Below are 12450 nucleotides of genomic sequence, written 5' to 3'. Positions count from 1 at the left end.
GCTGCTTTATAAGTTGCTGGGTGCCATCAGGTGCCTTTGTGAAGGCTTGAGCCTAGTGCGGTGAAAGTTGCACGCTGGGTTCTTAGAGGGACGACACTTGGTAACAGGTGTCGTCTACTCGACAAAACCAAGCTAGCTCTGTATTAGTATTAGGTAGAACATAATTCACACTATCAGCATTTGATTTTTGGTAAATCTTGCCAACGGGTGGTGTATTGAGGCGACAACATTTCACGCCGCATTTCCCATTTTTGAGTTATGCCTTGAGCAGCAAGGAAGATAGCATCACTCCCAAATCGATTGTTTAACGTGTCATACACATTCATAAGCTTAGGATTATTTTGGGTCAGGTTGAATAGATCGGGCTGCTCATGCTGCCCGTCAACTAAGTCAATCAGCCCAACACCAATTTTATAAAACCTCACATCCTCTTGGAATAACTGCTCAGCCAGCCGAGAGGCGGCTTGAGTTATCTGGGTTACATCAGCAGTAGGATACGCAAAACGATAAACCGCTCGGCGTGCCACAGGAAGAGAGTCAAATGGTGAACTGTTAGCGAAACAAAGCATCACTCGACACAGTGACTTTTGCTTTCGAGCCTTAAAGGAAGCAATATTTGCATGCTTGCACAACGCTTGTTGCAACGACTCAAGGTCAGTAATTCTCTGTCCTGCACTGCGGGTAGAAAATATTTGTTTTTTATCCGCTCTAGCCGTATCCCAGCCCTTACATTTTTGTCCATTGAGTTCACGTACTGTACGCTCCACTTCTACGTTAAACTCTTTTCTAATAAGTGCAGGAGGGTAATTGGCAAGCTTGAGCGCTGTATTAATTCCTATCATCTCTAATTGATGAGTTAGTTTCCTGCCTATACCCCATACCTCTGAGACATGCAGTTGCCCTAAAACCGCCTTACGCTCTCGTTCGCTATCTAAGACACATACCCCATTGTATCCTTCGATTTTTTTCGCAGCATGATTGGCCACTTTCGCGAGGGTTAGTGTTTGCCCAAACCCTACACATACGGGTAATCGACATTCACGCCAAACAGCGCGTCGTAATTTCATTCCGTGCTCTTTGAGAGAACGAATGGCTGGGAAGCTATGCTCAAATGAAAGGAAAGACTCATCGATTTATGGCTACTTTTTGTAGGTCTTCATGATATTAATTAGTTAAAACTTGAATTTAAACAGAATCTTATGTATTAATGGTGCTTTACAAAGATCCATTAATTGTAAATGAACAGTGACACGGACCCACGATTGCTCAATAATCGACCAGATTGAATCAAAAAAGGTAGAATATTTTCGCTACCAAGAGGGTTTAGATGTAATTAAATTACATCTATTTGTCATTACTGAGGAAACATGACTGTTCACCGCTTAACGAGTGAACCATCTGTATCACCAGATGAACCTAGGAGCCTGAATAAAGTAGCGGCTCTGACAATGTAACGAAGGTTGGCTTTGCCAATCGGGATCTAAATCGTGAGAGGACGATCCTCCTGATAACCACAAAATCGGGTGAGTGCTAGGTAGTCAGCATGATGAACATATGTGAATCCGTCCAAGGTGCGTTATGTTATGAAACAGCGGAAGTGGTTACTTTTAAGGACTTATAACAAACCATACTGTCCTCCTACAAATGCAATTGATGCTTTAGTACTTTTAGCTCAATCATTTCTGGTCGTTTCGTGTATAAACATCAATGTCAGAACGCCATGGTACTGAAGCCGAAATAGTTTTTTCCAATGTATACCCATTAGTTACCAAGTGTTCGGTCATTAGCGGTTTTAGGAAAATACCCATAGCTAAAGAAAGTGAAACAGCAATGATAGGCATGTATATGCCTATCGCCTTTCTCATGGGCCGTGAAAGCTTCATTCTTGTCTTAAAAAATAATGAATACGTGCCTACGATAACAATACTTAGAATCCAAAATAGGATGGGGGAAATAGTAAAAAAATAGCTTAACTCTATGGTTTTACTACTAAGTTTATAAACATTAAAAATGTCTTCTAAACTCAAGTAAAGTGCAAAGGGCAAACCAATTAAACTCACTAATGCACCGTATGAATATATAAGCTTATTAGCTATTTGTGGCATTTTTCAATCCTTCAACGATAGCATCTTCAATTTTAAATGATTCCCAAATTTCATTTATTGCCCAATCAACACCAACCCACAGTACAACACCTGCTAGTATCGGTAGAGCAATACCCAAACCTACAGTTAAGCTAACCACATAAGCACTAGTAGAAAGAACGGTCATTGCTTTGAAAAAATCACTGCCAACATGCCCAAACCAATCAACCAAATGATAATCATCATTAAATACTAATTCATTTGTATTTATTCCAGCGGAGATAATCATGCTTAACACCGCTCCTTTTTTAAAGCCATTCACAGTATCTTTTGCCAAAACACCTAATTGCTTTACCGTTGGATTAGATATTGGATATGGATGGTTTTTCTTTATATTTAAACCATTAACAACTGCATAGTGCATTTTTTTATCATTCCAAAGGCTGGATATGATGATTTTTTCCTTGCCTTTAGCATCTAAGTATTGTTTGACGGTCACCCCTAAACCACCCAAAGCTTTTGTTACTTTTGTAGCAGCAACAAGGCCAACACCGATATCAAATTTAGAATGAATCTCTTCTAACAATTTCAATGTTTCAGTGCCAATAGTTTCACCATCTGTATTTTTTTGCTGCCAAATGTTTATCGCGCATTTAGCTGCATCATCGACAGTGAAAATGCAAACCTGTATATGTCGTTTCTCTAAATAGGCTTTTAAATCTTCCTTTAGGTCTTTATTCCATTCTTTCTCTGTAAGATCATAAGCAGCTTGAGCTTGTCGAGCTAATTGGTCTGCTCGTTGCGCGGCGTAACGTTCTTTATTGGCTTGTACATATTTCCAATTCTTTTCACGCTGTGCAAGGTTTTGCCTACTTTGTGTTTCTAGCCTTTCTTTCATCGTCATTTTAGGCAGTTCAGGTTCAAGCATTGGTTGCATACTTGGAATTGCAGCTCCCGATGAACTGAAATTGTTAGCTTCAGCGACATTAAGTGCGGCACTGCTTCTATCCCATTATCTTTGGTTATAGCAGGATGCGCAATTGCAGGTTTCAGGGTCTTTCCAAAATGGACAACAATAAGAACGCTGTTTGTCAAACATAGGGATGATGTACCGTCATTATTTAGGATTGCCTATGATACCCCAAAAAAATCACAGGCAAAAACTTGCCCAGCATCTTGTTGCACAATTAAAATTTAAGTTTTAGCTCAGTAACCAACTGATATATAATACTTTTATACATCATTAATTGCAGACCAAACAAAGTAGAAACTCCACCCCCATTATTGGTCAAAAACTACACAAATGCAGCTATAACTCGCTGCTTAAAGCGCCCTAAATGTAATTCATCAAAGGGCTCATTTGAGCCATCAACTGACGTTCCATTTTTAATTGAAGAGTTCCAATCCAGAGTGGGGACGAGTATGTCACTCTGTTCAGAAGTAGCCGATTGCAGTGGGCGGATATTCGAACCGTCGATATGGAAAGCTTCATTTTGGCCCATTTTTGCAAACAGGCAGGTTTCGGGTATATCTTGCTCAATGCGTTCGGAATATTCGATAAGGCTTTGCTCTGCAAAAGTGAACAGCCAAGCCTCTTGGTTCGGCTCATCGTTCACTCTCAAAATACGGCCAAGTACTTGCCTAAAGTACAATTCGGTTTTCACTGAGCTGATATGGCAACAAACTTGCAATCTTGGGATATCGGTCCCCTCACTAATCATACCGACACTGACAATCCACTCGGTATTACCATGACGGTAAGCATTAATTTCAGACAGCGGCTCATCATGACGATAGGTAACAATCGCAGCCGATTGATGAAACTGAGTCACTAATATTTTTTGGATTTTCTTTGCATGTTGTACCGACGCCGCCACAACCAACCCTCCGGCATTGGGCGATTCCAGACGAATATTCGCCAGTTTGTTACAGCCCAAACCAAGGAGATATTCCATCGCTTCATCATTATGGATGATGCTCTGGTATGACGTTTTTGTCTGTTTCAGTAACTCTAATATAGAAGAAAACGATTGAACCTCTTTGCTACTGGTAATGGTGAGATGTTCGTTATCCACCAAAACAATCTTTGGTGAACGGCACACTCTGTCTTCAATCGCCTGTTTCAAGCTGTATTGATAATCGACGAGCAGTTGGCCATCAGGGTCACTGTATTCCGCCATCACAATCGGTAAGGAATCCGAGCGCCATGGCGTACCAGATAGCGCTAACGTATAAGTGGCGAGCCCTTGAACTTTGGAGAGTATTTGCTGCCCCCATGCATTCGCGCCTTCCATTTCAGATCCTGAACAATGATGGATTTCATCAAATACGACAAACACTCGGTATTTAGTCAGGATCCGCCAAAATTCATCATTTAAAAATTGAATGGATTGATAGGTCAGTGATTGCCCAATGGAGCCTAAGCCTCCATTGAACGTACAATGTAATGTCTTGGAAAAGGTTCCTTTTATATTGTCAGCCACACTGAGCGTTGGGGAGAAGCACAACACCAAGTCAATTAAGTTGCCCGCCAATAAGCGTTTAGCAATTTCGGCGGCTAGGATAGTTTTACCGGCCCCCGGGGTTGCTTGACAAAAAAAATGAGACTGTTCGCCTTGATACTTTGTTAACGCTCTCATCGAACAGTCTCTTTGCCAATCTCTTAACATCGAGCGCATCCTTCTGATAACGACGTTAGTACATTGGTTAATACATTGATTTTACCCAATAATAATGCGGAACGTTCTCTCGCTATCTTAAGCAGTGGTGTGATTTGAGTACTCAATTCAGGAAAACGTTGACTCAACGACTGATATTCTTCTATTTCACCGAGAATAATTTCCAACTCACCCTGATGTTCACCACGCTCTGTCATCAAGACCGAGTATCCATCCATGGTTGAAGTCGACGGTTGGGAAATCCGAACCTTAGGCGATGAGCTTTCTCGGCTGATTATATCGAGTCCTCGAAAGAGTTCGGTTTGGAAATACTTTTTTTGCCTTCCGATCCCTTCACAACTCAGCCAGCCTTTTTTCTCAAGCACTAAAATTTGACGATAAATGAATTTACGTGCTTCTTCAGGATCGGGATCAACACCTTCAAGCAACAGCAATGCATCTCGAATTTCCACAACCGAAAAATTATCCATCTGTTTTTCAATCAACAGTTGATGCATAAACGCATTCATTTTTTGAGAACGATTCATTGACTATTCTAAAACCATAAAACTAAGGATTGCTTAGTATACATAAATCAGTAAAACTAAGAAAATCTTAGTTACATTGAGCCTAGAGATATGAATCCTAAGTGTCGTTCGACAACCCAATCCCAATACGCCTCAAAGAAGCGCGTAAAAAAGCCAAGCTCTCACAAAAAATGTTGGGAGTTCGCATAGGTATGGATGAAAGTTCAGCTAGTCCTAGGATGAATCAATACGAAAAGGGAAAACACACACCTGACGTCCACACGCTTAAGCTGATTGCTGATGAGCTTGGGGTACCACTAAGTTACTTTTTCTGTGAGGATGATATTTCAGCTGAGCTCGTTTGCTTGATCTCAAAAATGAGTAAAGATGAAAAGGTACAGCTAGCCTTAGAAATAAGTAAGCACTTAAACACTATATGAGCACTTAATATTCTCACCCGTTCTGCACTCAAGAGGATCGTTTAATTGTTTTGGAGAGGACAACCAAACCTTCTGATTTTTAATGATGTCTTCTGTGCGCTTAGAATCATCACGATATTTATAAAGTACTTCTGGTTTCAAACTAAACTCCCGTTGATATTTCCTCTTAGCCCTGAGGCCTAACGCCCGCATTTGCGGCTGGTTTGGAGCGCAGTGGAAAACCAGTCCGACAACATGCGTTTGTTAGGGCTTAATAGCTTGATAAATAATATTTTACTGAATATTCTGTTTGCGCCAGTTATCAACAGCAACTGATAAACGCGTATCTTTGACAGGTTTCTGCCATTCATCCCAAAAATCAACCGTGCCACTATTTGGCTTATTCTGCGGCTCATCAATTCTGATTCGGCTTGGCAATAGACTAGCATCGCCTACGACTAGTGCTTCACCAGTATCGAGTGTCGGCAAAATGTCGCTAAACCCGCCGAGACTGTCTGGAAGTAGACGCTTTATAACTCCCTGATCCTCAGCGTTAGTTAACCTCATGGATACAAAATTGCTGCACTGGCTAAGCATCGTCTTATTTACTTCAGACGGACGTTGACTTATCACCACTAGGCTGACTCCATATTTACGGCCTTCTTTCGCGATACGCTCGAAAATATCGAGCGAGATATCATCGGCAGAATCAGCCATATTGCGCTGTGGCATATAGAGGTGAGCTTCGTCACACAGAAGAGCTATAGGGTGGCGTAGTTCAGAAGGCGTCCATTGCTGAACAGAGAACGTAACCCTTGCGACCAGTGATACGATCAGTGGCAGAACGTCAGATGGGACTTCTGAGAAGTTAATTATTTTGATCCCGGCCCGACCATTCTCATCAGTGCTACCGAGTATGGCAGTGGTGAATTTCTCAAGCCAAGTGAAATCCAGCACGTTTCCACCGCCGCTGAACATGAATCCGAGGCGCCTATCAGAAATTTTGTTCTCTAGGCGGGAAATCATTCGGGCAAGCTTCCCGAAGAAATCACCCTGCTTCTCTCCGCGCGCTCCAGCGACCATTTCAACGTTAATCTCGTTCAACTTGCTCATGAGAAAATCGAGATCAAATGGAACCGGACTATCAACAGTGAAGTGCTTTAACACGTCTTGCTGGCCGTTATCTTCCAAGTATTTACGCTTCGCTTGGTTGATTTCACGCGCCATAATCATTGCCTGATTGGGCGCGTTCTGGTCGCTACGATCTACAAACATGGAAACAAGCGCTTCATAAGAAAGTAGCCAGTACGGAAGGTAGATCACAGAATCATCAATGGTGCGCTTGGCTTCAACGTCTGCGGGACCAGCCACCTTAAAATGCTGGATGCCTTTACCAACCAAAGGGGCATATTCGCCATGAAGGTCAAAGACAATAGCGTTAGCGGTGGAGAGCCTTGACATCTGCTCAATGATTCTGGCTGTCGTCCAAGATTTACCCGAACCGGTGCTACCGCCAATAAAGGCGTGGCGCTGGAAAAATTTGTTGCCGTTGAGGTAGGCGACAGCATGTTCGTCCAGTGTGTATTTGCCGAGAGTTAGGGCATTACCATCGGCTGATACGCTGGAAAGGGTACGCATGAAACCTGTGAGGTTTTCACCTTCGAGCGAGAAGCAATTCGCGTCGATTTCAGGAACGCTTTCGAGAGTCCGTCGGAATACGTTTTCTTTTACTCCGTCACGATCCAGCATGGTGCCAATCAATGAAATACGGCACAGATTTAACTCTGGCGCGTGATCGTTGATACCGTCATTGATTATGTCTTCGATTCCACGTTTTCGGGTCACCTGCGTAATTAAACCGATGAGATGCTGTCCTGGCTTGCTGCTTTGCAATACAGCAAGATGGTTAACCTGCAACCTTTTGAGCTGGTCGACGTTCTCCACATCTACAATCACGGTTGTGGTATCGACGGACGCAACCTTACCAAGCGCGTCCTCATCTTCAAATGTAAAAATCGGCATATCATCTTCCTATATGATGAGTGAAAGGTAGCCTTCAAGGCTCCAGATATTCATATCTACTGTAATGGGTGCCTTATTCAGAGAAGAATAAACGATAGATTGATCGTCTGTCCCCCCCCGTTCTATTGCGAGGTAGTTCTGCGCGCTACCATCAATAATTAGCTTTTTGGCTGATTCTGAGAGCGCATAAGTGATAATGGTTACAGGTGTCTTTTGCCTAAGGCACTTCACCATAAGCTTCGGCTGAATATGCTCATCATTGAAGCCGTAGCCAATACAAAGGTAAGAACCAGCCTCACTGATAGCCAGATCAGCGTGGTTTATAATGGAGCGGAAAGGCTCCAGATGAGTTTTTTGGTATTTCTGAGTACCTGGGGTGACGATCTGCGGTTTATAGTCGTTCGGTATCTTTTGGATATTTGAAAGTGCGACAGTATCCCCCATAGGGGACTGGAACCAATCCAGTGAACCATGGACTTTCCAGATATTAACCCTACGAGCAGACGTAATTTCTGTAGGGGCTGCAAGTTGGCGGAAGAAGCCGTGTGTAAAACCAGTGTAATGATGAATACGCATATGATCGCAAGCGTACTCAACCAAGCGATCATAATTTGTAGTGATTATATTTATCTTCCTGATGCTGCTTCTGAACATATGCTCAAGAAGGCGACTCAAAGAAAACATCCCGCTATCCTGAAGACTCTTCTGAAAAATTTCTATATCTTCAGAATTAATTAGCGACCAAGTTGCTTTAACTATTCTGGACGTCAGTTCTTCAGAAGTTGCCACTTGGTGTAAGGCGGATTCCAAGTCTATGCCGCTGTCCAAAACTTGGCAGAAATGTTCCCAGACCTCTAACTCAGGATCTGAGAGACCTGAAACGTCGGTTTGCGCGATGAGATGCTTTGCAAGTGCCCACATTCCGGACATGCCATGTGCAGCCGACGCACCACTGCCCATAATAATGACTGGTGCCTTTCCATAATATTCCTGCGCTTGTTTTTGATAGTTCAAATCAGGCATGTCATTTTCCTTATTATTGCCCCTGCATCCTTCGGGCAACTGTATGTCGCTTCGACAGCGCTTACTTGCCCTAACAGTATTTTTTCAGACGACAATGTCCGCATTTTTCCAAGGTAAAAATACGGATACATCTAATGTAACTAACTGGTTTATCGCTTAAATACTAGAAGGACTTAGATAAATGTGGATCATGTCGTCATAATAAGATTAATCATGCCACTTTCAGGCTGATAGTCAACTTAACACATAATTTGCATGTGTTATGAAAAGAAGAAATGTCCTGCTTTGGGTAATGATTATAAATTGAAATGGGGCAAAGATGAGTCAGTAGAGGGCTAACTAGCTTAAAATGGGTAGTGCTCTTCTTCATACGCTTCCACCCAGGTCACTAGCTTTTCAAGTTCGTCACCTTCGGGTGTGCCTGGTTCAGCATCGAATATGGTTTCAATCCTCTTTAAAACCATCCTGTACTCGTTTTCTGACGGTATTTCCGATTCAGTAAGTCCTTTAACTTTCATGAGAGTTTCCCTATCGACACTCCCGCTTTTGTTAAAGCGTTCAGCCATTTTTAGCATTTTTTCCATTCGGGTGTCGTTAAGAGCATCGTCTCTTTGAACAAGAAAATCGCTTTCTGCTTTATCCGTATCTTCAGAATAAGATCCCCAATCTTTTTCATTTGTAGTCGCGAGTTCATCAGCGTGTGCTGTTTTGGGTGTAATACCCTCAAGCAGTTCTTTTTCTGAAAGTGGTTTACGGCTCATGGCTCGCTCCTCGATTGAAAGTAACATTAGATGATTTATAGCATAGTGAGTTACCGGCTGTAAGGTATGAGCTGTTTTAAGACAAGCTTTGGGGCACAGGCTTTTCAGAAGAAAAGCCTGTTTCAGCTCCTGTCTGTCAGCAATCTGTTTTCTCAGATAACCTCAGAGCATCTTCTAGCTCAACGCCAAGGTATCGAATTGTGTTATCTAGCTTCGAATGTCCAAGTAAAATCTGTACGGCCCTGATGTTTTTCGTTCTGGCATAGATTAAAGTGGCTTTAGTGCGGCGCATGGAATGAGTGCCGTAATAGTCAGCATTCAGTCCCAGTTTTGCAGCCCAGTTCCTGATAATTGAACGATAGAATGAGTAGCTGATAGGTTGCCCAAAGCGTCGGCTACTCGGGAATAGAAAACTGCTTGCCTCTAGGGATGCTGCAAAAATCCATCGGCTAATACTTTGCTGTGTTCTCGGAGTAATCTCATAGTGGACATCGGTACCAGTTTTTTGCTGGATGCACTGAACCCTTTCATAGATAACTCCTTGCGAAGAAACATCGTAAACGTGTAGTTTTAGCAAATCACTCGCTCTTAACTTGCTATCTATAGCTAGGTTCAGTAGTGCGAGCTGCATCAGATCATTTTCAATCTCCAGCCTAGTTCTGATCCGCCAGATCTCTTCAAGCTTAAATGGCCTTTTGATGCCACTGCATTTTCCAGAAGATAACTTTCTCATGATGACCTCCTATCAGTGTTTTTGGTCAACATGAAGTTTGGCAGTCACATTTAGTAGGGTTTAGGAAGATCTAAAACGTCGGTGGACAATTTTGTGTCAGTGAATATGCTAATTTAGCTATTTACGGATTACTTTGAGTAAGGTAAATCCATGCCATAGTATTTTGTATGCTGGTTTATAGTTCAACAGTCGTTGCCACATGTGCGAGCTCAACTGAGAACTAAAAAAGGCCCTAATGGGCCTTTACATTTAAAGTCCGTTAACTCGCCATATGGTTTTAGCTTTCTTGGCCAGAAACTTTTGACGAGAGTCGATGGTCTCTGGAGACCAATCATCATAAAAGTTTGCAAGTCCCGCAGTTATAGCAACAGCACTCTTTTTAAGTGATTCGCGCTTGACCTCATAAGGGCAGTTTCCAATGTTCTTATTTATTGATTTCTCTAATATAACCATGTTAGCTAATCGATAAATTGACTGTTGTTGTCTAACACCATTAAATTGATCCCAACCATCACCAGCGCGCTGAGGCAAAATGTGCTCAATGTTAAATTGGTTAGTCGCTAAATCTACAGAGTTTCCAGACTCACTGTGTTCTAATTTTTTAAGTATGTACTGGACAACCTTTTGGTTGCGAGTGTTTGTTGTCTTTAACTGCTTGCTAGTGAATGCCGCAGTAAAATGTGTATCATCTGGATAAATATCTCTCAGTGCATCAATAACTTCTACGTAAGAGGTAAGATCACCATTCTCTATTCTCGTAGCTACGGAGCTATACAAGCCTTCCTGATCTTGTGGTGGCAAACTACAAATTACGTTATATCTAAACGATATTACTGATATTGACTGAAGGATTTTTGTGAAAGTTTGTCTGTCAGTATCAAAGAATCTTCGATATGAGGACATAAGCATTGCCATAGGTTGTTTTACACCAAACATTATTAACTGCGAAAGAGCTTCCTTCTCAGCTACATCCCAAGTGGCACTGTTAGGATCGCGAAGGTTCGCATAAATCTCAGCGTTATATTCCAAGTCTGTAACCAATTGGAATGCTTTTGCTTGCGTATCTATAGCCTTTTGAATTGTTTTAAATAGATCCTTTTTACGAACCAACTTGTTTTTACTGTTCCAGAAAATTCGCAACAACTCAGGAAAACTTTCACTACTTAGCAAGCCAGTAATATGCTCCCATGAAGACTCAAGATCTTCTAAAACAGAGTCATGTGGATTGTCTTTACTCAACACAGAAAATAAATAGTTTTTCAACAGGTCTGTGGAGCTAAGTTTTACCCCCCTCGCATTTAACGTTTCAAATACTTTAAAGGCATTTAGCTCATCAGTTACTGAAATTACTGTGAAAAACAATTTGTCTACTAAGGAATCGATAAAAGCTGTTACTTCTTGACCACTTTCTTTTGTGAAGCCAAATCTTGTCTCAATCTTGTTTGAGTACCAATGATACGCTTTTCTAAGAAGATGCTCAGATGCTTTAAGGTTTCTCGCAGGGATATGATCAGAGTTAACTGCAATGTAAGTTTGGTAAAACCTATCATTGTGCTTGTTCAAGGTTAATTTAGAACGAGAACGTAACGTAATAGGATCGATGTAGCCTATGTAGCTTTCACGCAAAACATTTTCACGCTTCAAGTTGTTTTCTGAATCCAAGTCTTTCTTGATCAAGCTTTGTAAGTGATTCAGTGCAGATAATATGATGATTGAAATCGTAGTGATCCTTTGTTGACCATCGATCACAGCGCTAGATTTTTTGTTCGTAGATTCTTGTAAGACTAGGTATCCCATATAATGCTCAGTCTCAGCGTCATCTTCCCCGCTATACATAGCTAAAATATCAAACCATAGTTCTTCCCAGTTCTCCTCACCCCACGAATAGTCTCGCTGGAATGGCGGTATGCTATAAGTAACGTTGTGCCCTACAAGTTGCCTAAAATTTTCGTTCGCTGTGCTGAGGTTCATTTCAATAACTCTATGATTACTAGTCGGTTAGAAATACTAACATTCGGCTATGCAGTGTACAAAGATAAGTGAGTCTCCCAATGTGCGGGATTTGGTCGAATTTCTCCTCGTTATACAGCACGGGGTGTGCGACGTGAGGTCGTATGAAGCGCTGTTCACCGCTTAATGTGTGAACCATCTGTATCACCAGATGAACCTAGGACTCTGAATAAAGTAGCGAGTCTGACAATGTAACGAAGACTGGTCATGCACC

Annotated in this window: 10 protein-coding genes and 1 pseudogene; 1 reads left to right on the top strand and 10 read right to left on the bottom strand. The window is 41.9% G+C overall.

Features of this window, described 5'->3' with window-relative positions; genetic code table 11:
- Nucleotides 1-173: 173 nt before the first annotated feature.
- The 5 genes and pseudogenes from AACQ79_RS08335 to AACQ79_RS08315 form a co-directional block, all read right to left on the bottom strand.
- Nucleotides 174-1133, bottom strand: a pseudogene (locus AACQ79_RS08335) (DUF4113 domain-containing protein); the annotation flags it as partial.
- Nucleotides 1134-1676: 543 nt separating this feature from the next.
- Complete coding sequence (locus AACQ79_RS08330; RefSeq protein WP_142616261.1) at nt 1677-2105, bottom strand: hypothetical protein; 429 nt, start codon at nt 2103-2105, stop codon at nt 1677-1679.
- Entirely contained in the window at nt 2089-3012 is a 924-nt protein-coding gene (locus tag AACQ79_RS08325; RefSeq protein ID WP_249339228.1) for a hypothetical protein, read from the bottom strand. Before AACQ79_RS08325 ends, AACQ79_RS08330 begins: the two co-directional genes overlap by 17 nt.
- 367 nt (nt 3013-3379) lie before the next feature.
- Nucleotides 3380-4762 (bottom strand): DEAD/DEAH box helicase, encoded by a 1383-nt coding sequence (locus AACQ79_RS08320; protein WP_170899825.1) that lies wholly within the window; start codon nt 4760-4762, stop codon nt 3380-3382.
- Complete coding sequence (locus tag AACQ79_RS08315) at nt 4747-5289, bottom strand: hypothetical protein (protein ID WP_170889470.1); 543 nt, start codon at nt 5287-5289, stop codon at nt 4747-4749. The genes AACQ79_RS08320 and AACQ79_RS08315 overlap by 16 nt, the downstream gene beginning before the upstream one ends.
- A gap of 101 nt (nt 5290-5390) precedes the next feature.
- Here AACQ79_RS08315 and AACQ79_RS08310 point away from each other — a divergent pair, with 101 nt between their 5' ends.
- Complete coding sequence (locus AACQ79_RS08310; RefSeq protein ID WP_017046120.1) at nt 5391-5708, top strand: helix-turn-helix domain-containing protein; 318 nt, start codon at nt 5391-5393, stop codon at nt 5706-5708.
- 273 nt (nt 5709-5981) lie between these two features.
- Here AACQ79_RS08310 and AACQ79_RS08305 read toward each other — a convergent pair whose 3' ends face one another.
- From AACQ79_RS08305 to AACQ79_RS08285, 5 genes are all read right to left on the bottom strand, one after another.
- Nucleotides 5982-7709, bottom strand: a complete 1728-nt coding sequence (locus AACQ79_RS08305; protein WP_170899824.1) for an ATP-binding protein — start codon at nt 7707-7709, stop codon at nt 5982-5984.
- A gap of 9 nt (nt 7710-7718) precedes the next feature.
- Nucleotides 7719-8732 carry an SIR2 family protein gene (locus tag AACQ79_RS08300; protein ID WP_170899823.1) on the bottom strand — a complete coding sequence of 338 codons (1014 nt, stop codon included), beginning with the start codon at nt 8730-8732 and terminating at the stop codon, nt 7719-7721.
- Nucleotides 8733-9076: 344 nt separating this feature from the next.
- Nucleotides 9077-9493 (bottom strand): hypothetical protein, encoded by a 417-nt coding sequence (locus AACQ79_RS08295; protein WP_088721450.1) that lies wholly within the window; start codon nt 9491-9493, stop codon nt 9077-9079.
- A gap of 136 nt (nt 9494-9629) precedes the next feature.
- Nucleotides 9630-10226 (bottom strand): tyrosine-type recombinase/integrase, encoded by a 597-nt coding sequence (locus AACQ79_RS08290; protein ID WP_017102632.1) that lies wholly within the window; start codon nt 10224-10226, stop codon nt 9630-9632.
- 249 nt (nt 10227-10475) lie between these two features.
- Nucleotides 10476-12197 carry a DUF262 domain-containing protein gene (locus AACQ79_RS08285; protein ID WP_170899822.1) on the bottom strand — a complete coding sequence of 574 codons (1722 nt, stop codon included), beginning with the start codon at nt 12195-12197 and terminating at the stop codon, nt 10476-10478.
- Between the last annotated feature and the right edge of the window lie 253 nt (nt 12198-12450).

Source organism: Vibrio sp. 3-2(1) (assembly GCF_963887575.1).
GTDB classification, from domain to species: Bacteria; Pseudomonadota; Gammaproteobacteria; order Enterobacterales; family Vibrionaceae; genus Vibrio; species Vibrio anguillarum.
The sequence above is the reverse complement of the archived record's forward strand: the minus strand, read 5'-3'. Positions and strand labels throughout refer to the sequence as shown.